Source organism: Caenimonas sedimenti (assembly GCF_007833165.1).
Classification (GTDB): Bacteria; Pseudomonadota; Gammaproteobacteria; order Burkholderiales; family Burkholderiaceae_C; genus Ramlibacter; species Ramlibacter sedimenti.
In genome coordinates, this window is record NZ_VOBQ01000016.1 from 105,458 (window position 1) to 123,153 (window position 17,696).

At 67.6% G+C, this 17,696-nt stretch carries 17 protein-coding genes and 1 tRNA gene; 10 read left to right on the forward strand and 8 right to left on the reverse strand.

The window, feature by feature from the left end:
* Positions 1 to 13 precede the first annotated feature (13 nt).
* From FN976_RS20355 to FN976_RS20385, 7 genes are all read right to left on the reverse strand, one after another.
* Complete coding sequence (locus tag FN976_RS20355; protein ID WP_145894900.1) at positions 14 to 3,277, reverse strand: hypothetical protein; 3,264 nt, start codon at positions 3,275 to 3,277, stop codon at positions 14 to 16.
* Between the two features lie 78 nt (positions 3,278 to 3,355).
* Positions 3,356 to 4,114, reverse strand: coding sequence for a M90 family metallopeptidase (locus FN976_RS20360; protein ID WP_145894901.1), 759 nt, complete (start codon positions 4,112 to 4,114; stop codon positions 3,356 to 3,358).
* Complete coding sequence (locus tag FN976_RS20365) at positions 4,114 to 4,881, reverse strand: UDP-2,3-diacylglucosamine diphosphatase (RefSeq protein ID WP_145894902.1); 768 nt, start codon at positions 4,879 to 4,881, stop codon at positions 4,114 to 4,116. The genes FN976_RS20360 and FN976_RS20365 overlap by 1 nt, the downstream gene beginning before the upstream one ends.
* A gap of 8 nt (positions 4,882 to 4,889) precedes the next feature.
* Entirely contained in the window at positions 4,890 to 5,396 is a 507-nt protein-coding gene (locus FN976_RS20370; RefSeq protein ID WP_145894903.1) for a peptidylprolyl isomerase, read from the reverse strand.
* A gap of 20 nt (positions 5,397 to 5,416) precedes the next feature.
* Entirely contained in the window at positions 5,417 to 5,995 is a 579-nt protein-coding gene (locus FN976_RS20375; RefSeq protein ID WP_145894904.1) for a peptidylprolyl isomerase, read from the reverse strand.
* 8 nt (positions 5,996 to 6,003) lie between these two features.
* A complete protein-coding gene (locus FN976_RS20380; RefSeq protein WP_145894905.1) occupies positions 6,004 to 7,227 on the reverse strand; it encodes a L,D-transpeptidase family protein in 1,224 nt (407 codons plus the stop codon).
* Positions 7,228 to 7,285: 58 nt separating this feature from the next.
* Positions 7,286 to 8,347: a tetratricopeptide repeat protein gene (locus FN976_RS20385; RefSeq protein ID WP_145894906.1), complete on the reverse strand. Its 1,062-nt coding sequence runs from the start codon at positions 8,345 to 8,347 to the stop codon at positions 7,286 to 7,288.
* A gap of 179 nt (positions 8,348 to 8,526) precedes the next feature.
* Between FN976_RS20385 and cysS the strand changes: the two genes are divergently transcribed.
* The 9 genes from cysS (at position 8,527) to FN976_RS20430 (ending at position 16,429) form a co-directional block, all read left to right on the forward strand.
* Positions 8,527 to 9,900 carry a cysteine--tRNA ligase gene (gene cysS, locus FN976_RS20390; RefSeq protein WP_145894907.1) on the forward strand — a complete coding sequence of 458 codons (1,374 nt, stop codon included), beginning with the start codon at positions 8,527 to 8,529 and terminating at the stop codon, positions 9,898 to 9,900.
* Positions 9,900 to 10,529, forward strand: a complete 630-nt coding sequence (locus FN976_RS20395) for a DNA-3-methyladenine glycosylase family protein (protein WP_145894908.1) — start codon at positions 9,900 to 9,902, stop codon at positions 10,527 to 10,529. Before cysS ends, FN976_RS20395 begins: the two co-directional genes overlap by 1 nt.
* A gap of 25 nt (positions 10,530 to 10,554) precedes the next feature.
* Positions 10,555 to 11,532, forward strand: coding sequence for an acetyl-CoA carboxylase carboxyltransferase subunit alpha (locus tag FN976_RS20400; RefSeq protein ID WP_145894909.1), 978 nt, complete (start codon positions 10,555 to 10,557; stop codon positions 11,530 to 11,532).
* A complete protein-coding gene (gene tilS, locus FN976_RS20405; protein WP_145894910.1) occupies positions 11,495 to 12,487 on the forward strand; it encodes a tRNA lysidine(34) synthetase TilS in 993 nt (330 codons plus the stop codon). Before FN976_RS20400 ends, tilS begins: the two co-directional genes overlap by 38 nt.
* A gap of 35 nt (positions 12,488 to 12,522) precedes the next feature.
* Positions 12,523 to 13,506, forward strand: a complete 984-nt coding sequence (locus tag FN976_RS20410; RefSeq protein ID WP_145894911.1) for a Bug family tripartite tricarboxylate transporter substrate binding protein — start codon at positions 12,523 to 12,525, stop codon at positions 13,504 to 13,506.
* Positions 13,507 to 13,629: 123 nt separating this feature from the next.
* Positions 13,630 to 14,898 carry an aspartate kinase gene (locus tag FN976_RS20415; protein ID WP_145894912.1) on the forward strand — a complete coding sequence of 423 codons (1,269 nt, stop codon included), beginning with the start codon at positions 13,630 to 13,632 and terminating at the stop codon, positions 14,896 to 14,898.
* Positions 14,899 to 14,946: 48 nt separating this feature from the next.
* Positions 14,947 to 15,040 (forward strand) — tRNA-Ser (locus tag FN976_RS20420).
* Between the two features lie 317 nt (positions 15,041 to 15,357).
* Complete coding sequence (locus FN976_RS28955) at positions 15,358 to 15,762, forward strand: hypothetical protein (RefSeq protein WP_186511045.1); 405 nt, start codon at positions 15,358 to 15,360, stop codon at positions 15,760 to 15,762.
* A gap of 160 nt (positions 15,763 to 15,922) precedes the next feature.
* On the forward strand, positions 15,923 to 16,429 hold the full coding sequence (locus FN976_RS20430) for a hypothetical protein (protein WP_145894914.1): 507 nt from the start codon (positions 15,923 to 15,925) through the stop codon (positions 16,427 to 16,429).
* A 19-nt stretch (positions 16,430 to 16,448) separates the two neighbouring features.
* Here the strand turns inward: FN976_RS20430 and FN976_RS20435 are convergent, their stop codons facing one another.
* The gene (locus FN976_RS20435; RefSeq protein ID WP_145894915.1) at positions 16,449 to 16,748 is read right to left on the reverse strand and encodes a helix-turn-helix domain-containing protein; all 300 of its coding nucleotides are present in this window, start codon (positions 16,746 to 16,748) and stop codon (positions 16,449 to 16,451) included.
* A gap of 107 nt (positions 16,749 to 16,855) precedes the next feature.
* Here FN976_RS20435 and FN976_RS20440 point away from each other — a divergent pair, with 107 nt between their 5' ends.
* On the forward strand, positions 16,856 to 17,677 hold the full coding sequence (locus FN976_RS20440) for a hypothetical protein (protein ID WP_145894916.1): 822 nt from the start codon (positions 16,856 to 16,858) through the stop codon (positions 17,675 to 17,677).
* Positions 17,678 to 17,696: the final 19 nt, after the last annotated feature.

Here is a 17,696-nt window from a genome sequence, read left to right on the forward strand (position 1 = left end):
GCTCGTGTTCCGGTCAGCCCGCGGCGGCGGCCGCGCGCAGTTCCGGGACCTTCCACTCGACGAAGGGGAGGCTGATCTGCGGGTGCCGCGCCGCGATGTCGCGCAGGCCGGCGATGTACTGCGGCTTGTCCGTCAGGCTCGAGGTGACGACCTGGCGCGCGAAGATGTCGGCGACGACGGCGGCCGTCTCCGGCGCGCCGGTCTGCGACCGCAGGAAGTCGGTGATCCGGGTCTTGGCCGTGCGGCCGCGGTGCACCTGGCTCAGCACGGTCAGGAAATAGGGTTGCAGGACGCGCAGCCGTTCGGCGCGTGCGGCGGGCTCTTCCGCCGGCAATTCCAGCAGCCATTGCGTGACGAACAGCTGCACCTGGGTGCCGGGGTGCTGCGCGAGCCGCGTGAGGCACAGGCTGGCCTCGGGCGCATGCATGCGGCGCACGAGCCGCGTGCGGCCGATGGCCTGCACCCATTCGGCCGGGTGGTCGACCCAGGCGATCAACAGTTCCGGCGTCAGCGTCTCGTCGCGCAGCCGCTCGGCGAACCATAGCGTGGCGTAGTCCCGCGCGTCTTCGAAACGCGCGTCCGCCAGCGGCAGCAGTTGCTCCGCCTGTTCGGGCGTGACTCTCGCCGGATCCAGCTGCATGTCGATCGCGGCCATGCCCCATTCGCGCACCGACAGCTGCGGATGCCGCGCGAGATGGGCCAATTGCCGCAGGCTGAAATCGGCGGGCACATGCTTCGCGAGCGCCCAGGCGCCGAAGCGCTGGGCGGCTTTGCTTTGCGCCTGCAGCGCGCGCCAGGTCGCGGCCGCGTCGCCGCGGGGTGCGAAATCCGCCAGGTCCTGCGAGAGCCAGGCGAGGGCATCGTCATGCTGGCCTTCGCCGCTTTCGGTGGCGAACAGGCTCGCGTGCAGGCGCTGGGCCAACGCGTGGCCGAAGGCGGCGTCCCGTTGCGCGATGCGCCGCAAGGCCGGCGCCACGGCGGCGCGGATGGCCGCATGCGGATGCACCGCGAGGTCGGCCAGCAGCGCCTGCTGCTGCAGCAGGACTTCGTCGGGCAAGGCGGCGAGCAGGCGGACGCCCGAGGCCCGCCGCTCGGGATCTTCGTCGCCCAGCAACCGCTGGAAATCGGCGGCGGGCACCAGCGCGAGGCCATGGGGATGCAGCAGCAGCCAGGTGACGGCGAGGCGCAGCACGGCCACCGACGGGTGGCCCAGCAGGTTCACCAGCGGTTCCACCGGGACGCTGCCCGCCGCTGTCGCCAGTGGCCCTTGCAGCTGCGCTTCGAGCTGGGCACAGGCCGCGGCCAGCCAGGGTGCCTCCGGATCCGCCGCGGCCAGCGCCGCTTGCAGTTCGGCGAGCAAGGGGGCGGGCGGCGCGAGCGGCAGCAGGCCCTGGCCCTGCAGCCGGGCCGGCGCGTGGGGCGAGAGAAGCAGCGCCACCACCAGTTCGGCATGCTGCGCGTGGCCCAGCGGATCGCTGGCGATCCGCTGGAAGGCGTAGTCCTGCGCGGGGCCGTGGACGCTGCCCCCGAGCAACACCAGCCAGGGAACGCGCCCCGCGAGATCGGCCGCCTGTTCCACCTGCGAGCGCGCCAATTGGTAGCCCACGGCGGCCGACGCGTCGTAGGGCGAGAGCAGCAGCGGTGTCCAGGCGGCCGGCTCCTGGCGTTCCAGGAAGGGCAGGTGATCCAGCAGCGCCCGGCCCAGCGTGGCGTGGACCAGCGCGCAGTGGCTGTGCAAGGCGAGTGTGAGCAGTGCCTCGGGGTGCGCGTCCCACATCGCCGGCAGGCCGTCGCAGCGGTTGGCCATGGCGTGCCTGGTGTCGAGTGGCGCGGTGGTCCACCAGCGGGCGGCGCGTTCGCTCTGGCCCAGGGCCGGGTGGCGCGCGAGCAGCAGCTTCGCGCCGATCCGCCAACCGGAGGCCGGCTGGTAGTGGCGCTGGACAGCCTGATGCCGGCCATCGACCATCTGCCAGCGCGTCTCCTGGTGGGCCGGCGGCAGGCGCGCATCGTCGAGCCCGAGCAGCAGCTGGGTGGCGAGACGCGCCGCGTACGGGTGCCCGGTCGCCGCATGCCGGCGCACGGTGCGCCAGGCGCGCAGGCGCAGGTAGTCGCGGGTGCGGCTGCCATAGGCGAGGCGGGGCGTGGGGCGGGCGAGTTCGTCCTTGACCGGCCTGCGCACCCATTTCTGCGTCACCGCATCCAGGAATCCGTGCGCGCCAGCGTCGCCGCTGTTGCAGAAATAAGGCGGGGTCGATTCGAAGCGCTCGTGAAGGACGCCCAGCAGTTCCGCGTCGCGCCGGATCTCGGCCGCCTTGTAGAGCGCCCGCACGGCCTGGAAATTGCCGGGGATCAGCGGCAAGGCGCGCGCGGTGGCCAGCAGCGCCGCGCGGCTGGCGGGGCTGTCGATGCTGACTGCGAGCCAATCCAGGAAGAAATCGGCGCAGGGAACAGCGCGCTCGCTGAGCAAGGCGTGGAGCTGGTCCAACGGCTGGCCGGGGAGGATCGCCACATCGAAATGGGAGGGCCAGCGCGCGCGGAGCACCGCGACGTGCGCGTCGCGCTCGGCCGCCGGCGCCAGCAGCAGCCAGGCCTGGCCTGCGGCCCGGCGCGTGGCGGCGGTGCGGCCGCGCGTTCCGAGCTCGCGCATCGCCTCCGCGGCCCCAGGGTCCCCGAGATGGCCCAGCGCGACGGCCAGGCAGTGATCGAGCAGGTCGTCGCCGGTGCCCAGCAGCTCCACCAGGCGCGGCGCCAGCCCACGCAGCAGCCGCTGCGTGGGCGACTGCGCCCCGGCGTCGGCATATTCGCCAACCCGCCAGGCGCTGCGGGCACGCCGCCCGGCATCCAGCAGGCGCCAGCGGGCGGCTTCGAAGCGCGCCACCAGTTGCAGGACCGCGGCGGGCACGGCGGCCGCCGCCGGCGGCGGCGGCGCCGCGGCCGCGGGCGTGCCGCCCTCGAAGGAGGCCAGGGCGGCGAAGCCTTCGCGTTGCGCCAGCCGCTCCCCGGCCGCGAGGCGCCGGCGCAGGAAGTCCAGGGCGCGGCGCTCCGCCTGTTCGAACGTGACGGGTGCGGCCGTGAGGGAAGACTCATGCCATCGTTCAGGCGGCGCTTCCTCGCCTGCGGCCGCCTTGGCGGCTGGCATGTTCTGCCGCACCGTGACGAGGAAGCGCGCCGGCGGCGGACCCTCGGCCGGCGGCGCATCCAGTTCCACCAGTTCGACCGTGCAGCGCCGTTCGGGCGTGCCGCTGCGCAGCGTGACCGCGATCGCGATTCGTTTCAAGACTTTGTCCCCCCTGCGCCAAGCCCCCTTGCGCAACCCTGCCGATTCTGCAGCAGAAAGTAGACGTTCCGGCTGGCCCTAGCGGCCCGGTGCGAAGAAACCGTCGAACAGCGGGACCAGCACAGCGAACTCCTTGCCGAAGCGTTCGCGATTGACGAAATACGCCTCGCACGCCACCGCGAAGAATTCGTCGATGGCCGTGGCGCCGTATGGATCGAGCCAGGGCGCCGGGCCGCTGAAGCGCTCGGCGATGATCACCTGCTCGCGAAACGCCTGGTACTGCGCCTCCATCGTCGCCAGCCAGGCGTCGCGCGCGGCGCGCGACGGCAGCGGCGGGCAGCCATCGGACGCGCCGTCGCGCATGTCGATCTTGTGCGCGAATTCGTGGATGACGACGTTGTAGCCGGCATCGGCGGAGGCCCCTGCCGCGGCGACGTCCTGCCAGCTCAGCATGATCGGGCCGTGGTGCATGGCTTCGCCGGCCAGCACCTCCTCGTAGTCGTGCACCACGCCGTCGTCGTCGGTGTCGGTGCGCCGCGCGACCACCTCCGCCGGGTGGACGACGATGCCCACGAAATCGTCATACCAGTCCAGGCCCAGGTGCAGCACCGGCAGCACCGCCTGCGCCGCGATGGCGAGTGCGATGGCGTCGGTGATGACGAGGCCGTCGGCACCATGGAATTCCTTGTCCGCGAGGAAGCGCGCGGCCAGGCTGCGCAGTTCCTGCAGTTCGTGCGCCGGGCGCGCAGCCAGGAAAGGATAGGCCGCGAGCGTGCCCGCCCAGAGGGCACCGGGAATCTCGCGCGGCGGCCGGCGCGCCCGCAGCCAGCCGCGCATCAGGCGAGTGCCACGCGCCGCACGGCGCCGTCGCTTTGCACGCGCAAGGCTTCCAGCCGTGGCGGACTCGCCTCGGCCTCCCAGTCGCTCAGGACGATGCGACGCCGGCTGGCGTCGAGCTGGTGCTCGCCAGGGCGATGCGTATGGCCGTGGACCATGGCGCTGGCGCCTGCCGCGTCCATCCATTCGAGCGCGGACGGGGCATCGACATCCGCATAGGCGGCGCCGGCCTTCTTGCGTTCCTCGCTGTGGCCCCGCATGCCGCGCGCGATGACGCGCCGCTCGCCCAGCGGCAGCGCGAGAAACGCACGTTGCCACGCAGGCTGCCGCACTTCGGCCCGAAAGCGCAGGTAGTCGACGTCGCCCAGGCACAGCGCGTCGCCATGCGTCAGCAGCCAGCGGCCGCCGGCGAATGCGAGCACCGCCGGGTCTTCCAGCACGGTGACGCCGGTGGCTTCCGCCCAGCCGGTGCCGACCAGGAAGTCCCGGTTGCCGTGCAGGAAATAAACCGGGATGCGCGCGGCCGTGGCGCGCAGCACGTCCGCGCAACCGGCCGCGAAGCCGGGCTCGAGCAATTCATCGTCGCCCACCCACACTTCGAACAGGTCGCCCAGGATGAACAGGGCATCGGCCGGCGTGGTGGCCATGAACCGGCACCACGCTTCGAAGGTCGAGGGTTCGCTCGCCTGCAGGTGCAGGTCGGAAATGAAGTCCACCTGGCGCCACCCCGGCGGCGCGCGCAATTCCTGCGCTTCGGGCGCCGCCACGGGGAGCCTCAGACCACCACGGCCTTCTCGAGGATGACGTCTTCGGTCGGCACGTCGCCATGGCCGCCGCGGTTGCCGGTGCGCACGGCCTTGATGCGATCGACGACGTCGGTGCCGGCGACGACCTTGCCGAACACCGCGTAGCCCCAGCCCTGCGGCGTGGGCGACGTGTGGTTCAGGAAGCCGTTGTCCTTGACGTTGATGAAGAACTGCGCAGACGCGGAGTGCGGCGCGCTGGTCCGCGCCATGGCGACGGTGTACTTGTCGTTCTTCAGGCCGTTGTTGGCTTCGTTCTCGATCTGGGCATCGGTGGGCTTCTGGTTCATGCCGGGCTCGAAGCCGCCGCCCTGGACCATGAAGTCGGGGATGACGCGGTGGAAGATGGTGCGGTCGTAGTGGCCCTTCTTCACGTAGCTGAGGAAGTTGGCCACCGTCTTCGGCGCCTTCTCCTCGTCGAGTTCGAGGGTGATGACGCCGTAGTTGGCGATGTGCAGTTCGACTTTGGGGTTGGCCATGGAATGTTCTTTCGCGAGGGTTACTTCACCAGCGTGGCGGACGTGATCACCACGGCCGTCTTCGGCACGTCGCTGGGGAAAGGGCCGCCCGCGCCGGTGGGCATGGCCTTGATCTTGTTGACGACGTCCATGCCGCCGACCACCTTGCCGAACACGGTGTAGCCATCCTGGCGCAGCGTGGGGTCGAGGAAGGCGTTGTCCTTCACGTTGATGAAGAACTGGGCGGTGGCCGAGTTGGGGTTGTTGGTGCGGGCCATGGCCAGCATGCCCGCTTCGTTCTTCAGGCCCTTGCCGAAAGCCGCGGCGCCTTCGTGCATCACGGGCGGGCGGGTCTTCTTCTCGTTGAAGTTCGGTTCATAGCCGCCGCCCTGGATCATGAAGTTGTCGATGACGCGGTGGAACACCGTGCCGTCGTAGTGCTTGTCCTTGACGTACTGCAGGAAGTTCTCGACCGTCTTGGGTGCCTTGTCGGGGTAGACCTCGACCACGATGTCGCCGGCGGTGGTGGTGAATTTGACCTTGGGGGCATCCTGGGCCAGTGCGGGGCCGGCCACCAGCGTGGCAGCCAGCGTCATCGTCATTGCCACGCGGCGCGTCATTGCATGAATCAACCGATCACTCCTTCAAAAAAGATCTTCCATTGCGCGCCCTGGCGCACCCAGTACTGGCGCTTGATGGGGCCCGAGCGGGCGCCATTCGTGACCTCGCCAAAGGTTACCACCATGGTGTCCGTGCTGTCGGTCCAGCGCAGGTAGGAAACGTCCTTGAGTTCGATGTCGCGGCCCCGCGCGCGCGTCAGTTCGACCTGCAGCAGCGGCGTCCATTCGGCGAGGCTCTTGCCGTTGACCGAGAAGTCCGGCGTGTAGAAGCCCAGCACGCGATTGATGTCGCCGCTGGCCTTGGCGGCCCGCCAGGCCTGCAGCACATCCGCGAACCGGCGGCTGTCGGGCGCCACGCTGTCCGGCGTGACCCAGCGCAGGGACGGCGCGATGACCACCGGCGTGGTCCGCACCTCGACCGTGCGGATGATGCGCTGCAGGTCAGGGTTGGCCAGCACCACGCAGCCGTCGGTGGCCTTGGGTGACCGGGCGAACTGGTTGGGCGGCGTGCCGTGCAGCCAGATGCCGCTGCCGGTGCGGCCGCGCCGAGCGTCGTAGGGGTTCGGGTAGTTGATGGGCAGCGCGCCCGCGCCATAGAAGTCGCGCAGCGATTTCGGGTCGAGGTTGCTGGTGACGAAATACACGCCCAGCGGCGTGCGCAGGTCGCCCTCGCTCGCCTTCTCGATGCCCGACTTGCCCACCGAGATGTAGTAGTCGGCCAGCAGCTTCAGCCCGTTCGGCCCGTTCTCGAACAGGTAAAGCCGGGCGCGGGACGTGTCGATGGCGATGGCATGGCGGTTTTTGGCGGAAAGCTGAACGAACTGCGCCGGGATGGCGCCTTCGGGCGGCCGCTCGCGCAGCGCGCGCATGCGCAGGAGCGATTCCTCGCGCAGCTCGCTCAGCAGCTGCGCGCTGCTGCGCGCGGCGGTATCCGGCACGTCGCCGAAGGTGCGCACCGGCCGCAGCTGGGCCGTGAGCAGGTCGCCATAGACCAGCTGGGCGAGCTGGAAGTTCGGGTGGTCGGCCACCAGCGCTTCGGCCTTGGCGAGCGCCTGCCGGGCCTGGGCCTGCCCGATGAGCTTGTAGATCTCGATCAGGCGCGCCTCGGCTTCCCCGTCGCGCGCCGGCTTCGGCGCGGCTTGCATCGGCTTGTGCTTGCGCGGTGCGGCCAGGGCCGGGCCGGCCGCCAGCACGGCGACGGCAAAGCCCAGGACGAGCACGGCCTTCAACATGGATACATTGCCTCGGTCAGGTTCAACTGCGGCCTGCCGCGCCCCCGCGGGGGCGCCCTCAGGCGCCGGTGCTCTCGCGCACGATCATCCAGCGCTCGCCCGACTTCACGAGTTCGAGCGTCTTGCGGCTGGAAACGTTCAGCGCGTCGGCGCTGTACGCCTGCTTGAAACGCGCGACCGCCCGGTTGCCGTTGACCGAGACCTGCAAGTCGCTCACGCGAACGGCGATGCGGTTCTTGCCGACGATGCGGGCCCGGCGTTCTTCCTCCCAGTCGCGGCGGGACTGGGAGCCCGGGGGATCGAATTCCTTGCCGTAGGCACCCAGGTAGCCACCCATGTCCTTGGATGACCAGGCGGCGGCCCAGGCCAGGACGGCGGCTTCGACGTCTTTGGAGCCACCGCCGGCGGCAGTTGCCGCGGGTGCCGAAGGCGCAGCCGCCGCGGACGGCGTTGCGGCAGGCGCCGCCGACGGCGCCGCGGCAACGGCCGGCGCCGGCGCGGCGGTTGCGGGCGCAGTGGCCGGTGGCCTGGCTGCCGCGGGAGCGGCGGCAACCGCCGTGCCGGCGGGCCGGGCGGCCGCGACGCCGGACTTCGCCGTGGTCGAGAAGAGTTCGCGGATCAGTGCCAGCTTGGGCTGCACCGCCGTGTTGCCCGAGTCCAGTTGCAGCGCGCGGCTGTAGGCCTGGCTGGCCAGCTTGGCATAGACGTCGCCCAGGTTCTCGTGGGCGGTGGCGTAGCTCGGGTTGGTGCGGATGGCCATTTCGAGCGCGGCCCGCGCCTTGTCGAACTGGCCCGCCCCCGCGTGCAGCACGGCGAGGTTGTTGTAGGGCTCGGGCAGTTCGGGGTAGTCCTCGGTCAGCTTCGTGAACGTGGCGATGGCGTCCGGCGTGCGCCCGGACTCGGTCTGGATCACGCCCTTCAGGAAGCGCATCTGCGGATCCTTGGGCTTGCCGGCGAGGTACTGGTCGGCCTTCGCCAGCGCTTCCGGCAGCTTGCCCGATCGCAGCAGCTGGCTCACGTCGCCATATTCGTCGGCGCGCACGAGCGGCGATGCGAGCAGGGCTGCGGCCAGCACGGCCAGGCCCAGGGTTTTCGGAAGTCGGTTCCGCGCTAGCGTCATAAGGCCTCTGTCTCTGTTCGAACGCGTGTGACAAGCCCCGCGACGGGGCTATATACTGCGTGCCGATTGTAGCCGGGGGCCGCTGGGCGGCGGCGCCGGCAAGCGCACGATAGCGACAACTTCACGACAGTTTTCTTTGCCGCGGCGGCGAGTCCGCGCGGCCGCCTCCCGAAGATCCAATGAGCCTGCGCATCTACAACACGCTCACGCGTGCGACGGAGGAATTTTCGCCCCTCCAACCCGGCCACGCGCGGGTTTACATGTGCGGCGTCACCGTTTACGACTTGTGCCACATCGGTCACGCGCGCGCGTACGTCTCCTTCGACGTCGTGCAGCGCTGGCTCCAGGCGAACGGGCTCGCGGTGACCTTCGTGCGGAACATCACGGACATCGAGGACAAGATCATCCGCCGCTCGGTCGAAAACGGCGAGACTGTGCGCTCCCTCACCGACCGCATGATCGCCGAGATGCACCGCGACTTCGATGCCCTGGGCATCGAGCGACCCACGCACGAACCGCGCGCCACGGACTACGTGCCACAGATGCTGGACATCGTGCGCAAGCTCGAAGGCAAGGGGCTGGCCTACCGGGCGGGTGGGGACGTGAATTACGCCGTGCGGCGTTTCCCGGGGTACGGCAAGCTGTCCGGCAAGACGCTCGACGAACTGCATGCGGGCGAGCGCGTCGCCGTGCTCGAAGGCAAGGAGGACCCGCTCGACTTCGTCCTGTGGAAAGCGGCGAAGCCGGACGAGCCCGCCGACGCGCAATGGGACAGCGACTATGGGCGCGGGCGGCCCGGCTGGCACATCGAATGCTCGGCGATGGCCTGCTCGCTGCTTGGCGACACCTTCGACATCCACGGCGGTGGTGCCGACCTGCAGTTCCCGCATCACGAGAACGAGATCGCCCAGAGCGAAGGCGCCAACGGCGTGCCGCTCGCCAGGGTGTGGATGCACAACGGCTTCGTCAACATCGACAACGAGAAGATGTCGAAGTCGCTCGGCAACTTCTTCACCATCCGCGAGGTGCTGGAGCAGTTCGACGCCGAGACGATCCGCTTCTTCATCGTTCGCGCGCACTACCGCAGCCCCCTGAACTACAGCGACGTGCATCTCGACGACGCGCGGGGGGCCTTGCGGCGGCTTTACACGGCGCTGGACCAGGTCGCGCCGGAGGCCGTCGCCATCGACTGGGCCGACCCGGCGGCAGCGCGCTTCCGCGCGGCCATGGACAACGATTTCGGAACACCCGAGGCCGTGGCGGTGCTGTTCGAGCTCGCGGCGGAAGTGAACCGCGGCAAGTCGCCGCAGCGCGCTGGCCTGCTGAAGGCGCTCGGCGGCGTGCTGGGCCTGCTGCAGGGCGACCCGAAGGGGTTCCTGCGCGCCGGGACGACACTCGACGAAGGCACCATCGAGCGACTGATCGGCGAGCGCGCCGCCGCCAAGCTCGCGAAGAACTTCAGTGAGGCCGACCGCATCCGCCGGGACCTGCTGGCGCAGGGCATCGCGCTGAAAGACTCCGCGGCCGGCACCACCTGGGAGGCGGCTTCTTGATGACGGACCAGGTGACGCCGGACTACTGGGACGAGGCTTGCAAGTACCTCACCCGGCGCGACCGCGTGATGAAGCGGCTGATCCCGCAGTTCGGCACGGCCTGCCTGCAGTCGCGCGGCGACGCCTTCACCACGCTCGCCCGCAGCATCATCGGCCAGCAGATCTCCGTGAAGGCGGCGCAGACGGTGTGGGACCGCTTCGCCGCGTTGCCGCGCCGCATGACGCCCGGCAACGTGCTGAAGCTGAAGGTCGACGACATGCAGGCGGCGGGCCTGTCCGCGCGCAAGATCGAGTACCTCGTCGACCTGTCGCTGCATTTCGACTCCGGCGCCATCCACGTGGACTCCTGGCGCGGCATGCAGGACGAGGAGATCATTGCCGAGCTCATCGGCATCCGCGGGATCGGCCGCTGGACGGCCGAGATGTTCCTGATCTTCCACCTGCTGCGCCCGAATGTGCTGCCACTGGACGACGTCGGGCTCATCAGTGGCATCAGCCGCAACTACTTTTCCGGCGATCCGGTGAGCCGCAGCGAAGCGCGTGAAGTGGCGGCTGCCTGGAACCCGTATTGCAGCGTCGCGACTTGGTATATTTGGCGTTCGCTCGACCCATTGCCGGTGGCGTACTAGCCGGCCAGAACAAAAGGAGCACGAGTTGGCGAAGAAGAACTTCCTGGACTTCGAGCAGCCGATCGCGGAGCTGGAGGGCAAGATCGAGGAACTGCGCTACGTGCAGACCGAGTCGGCCGTCGACATCTCCGAGGAGATCGACCAGCTCAGCAAGAAGAGCCAGCAGCTCACCAAGGACATCTACAGCCAGCTCTCGCCGTGGCAGATCACCAAGATCGCCCGGCACCAGGAGCGGCCTTACACCATGGACTACATCAACGAGATCTTCACCGATTTCGTCGAGCTCCACGGTGACCGCCACTTCGCGGACGACCTGTCCATCGTGGGCGGCCTGGCGCGCTTCCAGGGCAATGCCTGCATGGTGCTGGGCCACCAGAAGGGCCGTGACACCAAGGAGCGGGCGCTGCGCAATTTCGGCATGAGCCGGCCCGAGGGCTACCGCAAGGCCCTGCGGCTGATGAAGACCGCCGAGAAGTTCAAGCTGCCGGTGTTCACCTTTGTCGACACGCCCGGCGCCTACCCCGGCATCGACGCCGAGGAGCGCGGCCAGTCCGAGGCCATCGGCCGCAACATCTTCGAGATGGCGCAGCTCGAGGTGCCCATCATCACGACCATCATCGGGGAGGGCGGCTCCGGCGGCGCGCTGGCCATCTCGGTGGCTGACCAGGTGCTGATGCTGCAGTACTCGATCTACTCGGTGATCAGCCCCGAAGGCTGTGCATCGATTCTCTGGAAAACATCCGAGAAGGCGCAGGACGCCGCCGACGCCATGGGAATCACGGCGCATCGCCTGAAGGCCCTGGGTCTCGTGGACAAGATCGTCAACGAACCAGTCGGTGGCGCGCACCGCGACCACAAGCAGATGGCTGCGTTCCTGAAGCGCGCCCTGGGCGATGCCTGGCGCCAGCTGGCCGACCTGAAGGTGCGCGAGCTGCTCGACCGGCGCTATGAGCGGCTGCAAAGCTATGGCCGCTTCAGCGACACCAAAGCCGAATCCAGCTGACCCTGCCGCCAACCCGGCCGTGAATCCGGCGATCGTGGCGCTCGCCGGGCTGGATTTGCCCCTGCCGCTGGCCGTTGCCTACAGTGGCGGCGCCGATTCCACGGTGCTCCTGCTCGCTGCCGCACAACGATGGCCGGGCCAGGTCAAAGCCATTCATGTGCATCACGGGCTGCAGGCCGCGGCCGACGATTTCGAACTCCACTGCGTGCAGGCCTGCGCCGCCCTCGGCGTGCCGCTGCGCGTCATCCGCGTCGATGCGAAACACGCCAGTGGCGAGAGCCCGGAAGATGCCGCGCGCCGTGCGCGTTACACGGCGCTGGCCGGCGCGGCGCTGGAGCAGGGCGCGAAGGCGGTGCTGCTGGGGCAGCATGCCGACGACCAGGTCGAGACGCTGCTGATTGCCCTGTCGCGCGGCGCCGGCCTGCCCGGCCTGGCCGGCATGGCGCCGGTGTTCGAGCGGCACGGCGTGCCGTTCGTGCGGCCGCTGCTGGCGATCGGCGCCGACAAGATCCGCGCCTGGGTGGCCGCGCAGGGCGTGCGCGTGGTGCACGACCCGACCAATGCCGATACAGGGCTCACGCGCAATCGCATCCGCCACCTCGTGCTGCCGGCGCTGGAGCGGGCGCTGCCCCAGTTCCGCGACACGTTCTCGCGCTCGGCGCGCCATGCGGCCCAGGCGCAATCCCTGTTGACGATCCTCGCCGCACAGGACTTGCAGGCGATGGGCGGTGTTCCGCTCATCGAGCCGTTGCGCGCCTGGCCACGCGAACGCCAGGGCAACGTGTTGCGCCACTGGCTGCGGACGGGGCACGGGGAGTCGGCCAGCGCGGCGCAGCTGGACGAACTGCTGGACCAGGTGGCGGCTTGCGCCACCCGCGGCCACAAGCTGCACCTGAAGGTGGCCCGCGGCTACGTGGACCGGGAAGACACCCGGTTGATTTACACGCCCACTTGACGCAACAATCGCCGCCATTCCCAAGGAGACAAGCGATGACGATGCGCCGGCGTGCAGCCCTGCGGGGCCTGGGTGGACTTTCCCTGGCGGCTTTGGCTGCACCGGCGCTGGGCCAGGCCGGGTGGCCCAACAAGCCGGTCCGCTACATCGTTCCCTTTGCACCCGGCGGCACCACGGACATCCTGGCTCGCATGGTCGGCGAGAAGCTCGGCACGGCGCTGGGGCAGACCATCGTCATCGAGAACAAGGCCGGGCAGGGCGGCTCGATCGGCGCCGCGGAACTCGCCCGGGCCGCACCGGACGGCTACACGATCGGCGGCGGCACGATCAGCTCGCACGCGATCAATGCCTCGCTGTACAGCAAGCTGAGCTACGACCCCATCACCAGCTTCGCACCGATCACGCTGTACGCGACGCAGCCGAACATCCTGCTGGTGCACCCCAGCGTGCCGGCCAACACGATGGCGGAATTCGTCCGGCTCGCCAAGGCCAGCCCGAACAAGTATTCCTTCGGTTCCGCCGGCAACGGGACCTCGCAGCACATCTCGGGCGAGCTGTTCAAGACCATGGCGGGCATCTCCATGCAGCACGTCCCCTACAAGGGCAGCGGCCCCATGATGACCGACCTGCTGGGCGGCAACCTGCTGGTGGCGGTGGACAACATCGCGACCGCGATCCCGCACATGAAGGCCGGCAAGCTGCGCGGGCTGGCGGTGACGACGGCCGCTCGCTCGTCGGCCGCGCCCGAGGTGCCGACCATGGCCGAGTCGGGGCTGGCCGGTTATGAACTGAGCTCCTGGCAGGCGGTGTTCGCGCCGGCCGGCACACCACAACCCATCGTGGACCGCCTGTACACGGAGATCGCAAAGATCCTGAAGATGCCCGACATCCAGAAGCGCTTCAGCGAACTCGGGCTGGACGCGAGCGGCATGCCGCCGCAGGAGCTGGCGGCGCTGGTGAAGTCCGACGTGCCGCGGCTCGGCAAGGTCGTGAAGGACAGCGGGGCCAAGGCCGACTGATCCGGGCCCGGGCGGGGGCGCCGGGGCGCCACCCCTCGTCGTCTAGAATACGCGGTTGCCCGCGGCACTCCGCGCATTTCGCGCCGGAGGCATCGCCGAGCGGGCCTCCCCCACCGCACTCCGATGGCATTGATCGTTCACAAATACGGCGGCACGTCGATGGGCTCCACCGAGCGCATCCGCAACGTCGCCAAACGCGTGGCCAAGTGGGCCCGCGCCGGCCACCAGATGGTGGTCGTTCCCAGCGCCATGAGCGGCGAGACCAACCGCCTGCTCGGCCTGGCGAAGGAACTCGCGCCGCAGAAGCAGGACGACGCCGTCACCCGCGAAATGGACATGCTCGCCTCCACCGGCGAGCAGGTGTCCGTGGCCTTGCTGTCGCTGGCCCTGCAAGCCGAGGGCATGCAGGCCGTGAGCTACGCCGGCTGGCAGGTGCCCATCCGCACCAACAGCGCGTTCACCAAGGCCCGCATCGAATCCATCGACGACAAGCGGGTGCGCGCCGATCTCGCCGCCGGCAAGGTCGTGATCGTCACCGGCTTCCAGGGCGTGGACGACCACGGCAACATCACCACGCTCGGCCGCGGCGGCAGCGACACCTCGGCCGTGGCCGTGGCGGCCGCGATGAAGGCCGCCGAGTGCCTGATCTACACCGACGTCGACGGGGTCTACACGACCGACCCCCGTGTCGTGCCCGAGGCGCGCCGCCTCACCACCGTGAGCTTCGAGGAGATGCTGGAGATGGCATCCATGGGCTCCAAGGTGCTGCAGATCCGTTCGGTCGAGTTCGCCGGCAAGTACCAGGTCCGGCTGCGCGTGCTGTCGAGCTTCACCCCGTGGGACATACCCATCGAGGAAGAGTCCGCTTCCGGCACGCTGATCACTTTTGAGGAAGACGAGAAAATGGAACAGGCCGTCGTATCCGGCATCGCGTTCAATCGCGACGAAGCGAAAATCTCCGTGCTGGGCGTGCCCGACCGTCCAGGCATCGCGTACCAGATCCTGGGGGCCGTGGCCGATGCCAACATCGAGGTCGACGTCATCATCCAGAACGTTAGCCACGACGGCAAGACGGACTTCAGCTTCACGGTGCATCGCAACGACTACGCGCGCTGCCTGGACGTGCTGAAGACCAGGGTGGTGCCGACGCTCGGCACCGACCGCGTCGAAGGCGACACGAAGATCTGCAAGGTGTCGATCGTCGGCATCGGCATGCGCAGCCACGTGGGCATCGCCGCCAAGATGTTCCGCGCGCTGTCCGAAGAGGGCATCAACATCCAGATGATCTCCACCAGCGAGATCAAGACGTCGGTCGTGATCGACGAGAAGTACATGGAACTGGCGGTGCGGGCGCTGCATCGCGCCTTTGACCTCGACCAGCCGGCCGGCTGAAGCGCCGAAGGCGCGACTGGCGTTCTTTCCGGCATAATCCAGGGTTCCGGAGCGGTGACCGAGTGGCCGAAGGTGCTCCCCTGCTAAGGGAGTATGCGGGCAAAAACCTGCATCCAGGGTTCGAATCCCTGTCGCTCCGCCATCAGTTCTGACGTAAGTCGTTGATTTAAAACGAAACGCGTCATCATAAAACTGATTCGACATACGCGCAACGTGTGTTCACCGCGCATCATGTAGCTCATGCGCGAGTTTCCCCAGATCCTCTCTGACGCCACGGCAGCGTTGGGCCCCGAGTATTTCCAAGTCCCAATTGCCGGCCGACAGCGCCCAATCTATCGCGAGCGTGTCTATTGCTACGAGCTCTATCACCAACTCAGACGCCGGTGGCCCGAGCGAACGATCTACTCTTTGGCAGGTGAGATCGACAAGAAGGGGCATCCTCTGATTCGAGGGAATAGATTGGACGACCTCAAGCCGGACCTGCTCGTTCACGATCCAGGCGACATGGGCGGGAACTTCGCCGTGATAGAGGTCAAGCCGGCCGAGGCGAGCACTCGTGGGTTTGAGAAGGACTTGCGCACACTCGGCGCCTTCTTGGCGCATGGCGAATACAAGTTGGGGATACTGCTTGTCTACGGGGACGAAAGCAGGGCGCCGAGGTTGGCTGCCCGTGTGGGGCAAGTCTTGACCGAACATCCCGACCAGAGCATCGAACTCTGGTGGCATCGAGCTGCAAAACGTTGCTGCTCAACCAATCCGTTTACGCTGATTTTTTGCTGCCTGGCAAAGTCATTTCTGTTTGATCCACTTGTCTCGATCCGGCACAATGAGGTGTCGAATGGGCCAATTCGCGCGCCGAACTGACCTTTCGACCGGACGCACAGCAGTGCAGCTCTGACGCGAAGTTCGGTCCTCATCCCTTTCGCGGTTTGACTCTCTAGAAGCAATCCAGGCGAAGTGCCCAGCGCACCCAGCCAGGCCGCTGCATGCGCGTTTGACCACCGCAACCAACCTAGGAACTTTCATGGCATCAGCAGCCGCAAGGAAATCCCTGCCCGAGGGCTTCACCGTCCCCTTCGCAGTCGTCCACCAATTGTCTAGACATGACTGCATCTTGGCAGCAATCGGCACCCTAACGGGCAAGACGCTTGATGAGGTTTGGGCGGCAGCCTACAAGCTAGGCGTCCCTAAGATCGGCCAGTACTACATCAACGAACAGCATGCCGCTGCGCTCCTCATGCAACTTGGCGGCTTGGTCGCTTCACGGTGGAAGGACTTCGATTCGTTCGACGCGCTCCCCGACGTCGCGCTGATCTGGGTTGATGCAGATCCGAAAGACAGCGAAGGCATCACGGGGAGGACGATCATCTTCCATCACGTGCGCGAGGTACCTGGCAAGTACACCTCTTTCAGCTACTGCCTGGACATCTTCCAGAGCGATCCCGAGCGTCAGATCGTGGTGGACTACAAGCAGTTTGCACCAACGTCCTATATTGCGGTGACGGCCAAGCCCGCTGGAAAGGGGAAGTAGCCAGCGAAGCGAATCGGAATCAGGCCTTGCGGCGTGGCAGTGTCGTGGGGTCGAGTGGGCGCATCAATTCTTCGCTGGGCACGTGGAGCCCCACGGCAAGACGCCACACATTGAACAGCGAGAGATTGCGAACGCCGCGCTCAATGCCTCCGACATAGCTCGGGCTGAGGGACGAGCGGTAGGCGAGTTCCTCAATCGACAGCTCACGTTCGGTTCTCAGCGCCCGAACCCCAGCGCCAAAGGTTCGAAGAACCTGGTCGCGCTCCTTCTGCGCTTCCCGCGACAGTGCGTGGGAAGGATTCGACGCAGACCGAGGCATCCGAGAAGTTTCCCCGCGATGCACTATCAGTACCAGACACTATCAGTACTGTCTATGGCAAGATTCAAGCCGAGGAGTACTGATAGTCAACAAACAGAGGGGTTTGAATGAGCACAACTCGCATTCGTGGCGGTGCAACTCTGGGCGCCGCATTCCTGGCTTGCTCGCTGGTCGCTTGTGGCACCAAGCCGCCTGAGTGCAACGACCCGCAAGCTGTTGCGACAGCCAAGGAGATTGTGATCGCTGAAACACGCAGGGCACTGGAAGCGCGCTACGCGCGTTTCCCCGCCGACGTCAAGAGGAAGTTGGAGACTGATGTCGTCAGCTACATGAACACTTTGGACGTGAAGCTGGATGAGATCGTGAGCAACGGCTACAGCAGCGAATCCAAGAAGAACTCCTGCGGGGGCAAGTTGACCGTCGCCAGCAAGGAGGGCGCGGCCTATTCAGTTCGCACCGGCTACACCTTGCAGGCCATCGCTGAGGGGGGCGGGAAGTTCTACATGGAAATGGACAACGCCGCGACGCTTGTTGCGGCTGCGGCGCAGAACTTCGAGGTTCAACTCGTGGACAGGCAGATTCGCGAGGAGAACGTCCGAAAGCAAGCACCTGCTCCTCCTGCCGATCCTGCGTCACTCGATGCTGCCGGTGAGTTCAAGAGCGGTGAGGGCAGCGTGCGATTGGAGCGCCACAGCGACACGATCAACTTCGCCATCAATTCCGCCATCGACCACCACACGTGCGAACTGAAGGGGCAAGCCCGACTTTCAGGATTGGTGGCCCAGTCGGGGCCGATCAGCAAGGACAACGCGTGTGAAGTCACCTTGAAGTTCGGGCCTCCCGGCACCGTCGAAATCGAAACGAAAGAGTGTTCCTACTACTGCGGTCAGATGGCGACTGGTTCGATGGACGCCACGTACAAGAAGTAGCACTGCGCGCCGCGCATGC

What these genes read in the sequence shown, in the direction of transcription:
- FN976_RS20435 (WP_145894915.1), bottom strand. Translation starts at nt 16,748, where the DNA reads ATGCCTCGGTCTGCGTCGAATCCTTCCCACGCACTGTCGCGGGAAGCG.
- FN976_RS20385 (WP_145894906.1), bottom strand. Translation starts at nt 8,347, where the DNA reads ATGACGCTAGCGCGGAACCGACTTCCGAAAACCCTGGGCCTGGCCGTG.
- cysS (WP_145894907.1), top strand. Translation starts at nt 8,527, where the DNA reads ATGAGCCTGCGCATCTACAACACGCTCACGCGTGCGACGGAGGAATTT.
- FN976_RS20380 (WP_145894905.1), bottom strand. Translation starts at nt 7,227, where the DNA reads ATGTTGAAGGCCGTGCTCGTCCTGGGCTTTGCCGTCGCCGTGCTGGCG.
- FN976_RS20410 (WP_145894911.1), top strand. Translation starts at nt 12,523, where the DNA reads ATGACGATGCGCCGGCGTGCAGCCCTGCGGGGCCTGGGTGGACTTTCC.
- FN976_RS20370 (WP_145894903.1), bottom strand. Translation starts at nt 5,396, where the DNA reads ATGGCCAACCCCAAAGTCGAACTGCACATCGCCAACTACGGCGTCATC.
- FN976_RS20360 (WP_145894901.1), bottom strand. Translation starts at nt 4,114, where the DNA reads ATGCGCGGCTGGCTGCGGGCGCGCCGGCCGCCGCGCGAGATTCCCGGT.
- FN976_RS20375 (WP_145894904.1), bottom strand. Translation starts at nt 5,995, where the DNA reads ATGACGCGCCGCGTGGCAATGACGATGACGCTGGCTGCCACGCTGGTG.
- FN976_RS20430 (WP_145894914.1), top strand. Translation starts at nt 15,923, where the DNA reads ATGGCATCAGCAGCCGCAAGGAAATCCCTGCCCGAGGGCTTCACCGTC.
- FN976_RS20395 (WP_145894908.1), top strand. Translation starts at nt 9,900, where the DNA reads ATGACGGACCAGGTGACGCCGGACTACTGGGACGAGGCTTGCAAGTAC.
- tilS (WP_145894910.1), top strand. Translation starts at nt 11,495, where the DNA reads ATGGCCGCTTCAGCGACACCAAAGCCGAATCCAGCTGACCCTGCCGCC.
- FN976_RS20440 (WP_145894916.1), top strand. Translation starts at nt 16,856, where the DNA reads ATGAGCACAACTCGCATTCGTGGCGGTGCAACTCTGGGCGCCGCATTC.
- FN976_RS20415 (WP_145894912.1), top strand. Translation starts at nt 13,630, where the DNA reads ATGGCATTGATCGTTCACAAATACGGCGGCACGTCGATGGGCTCCACC.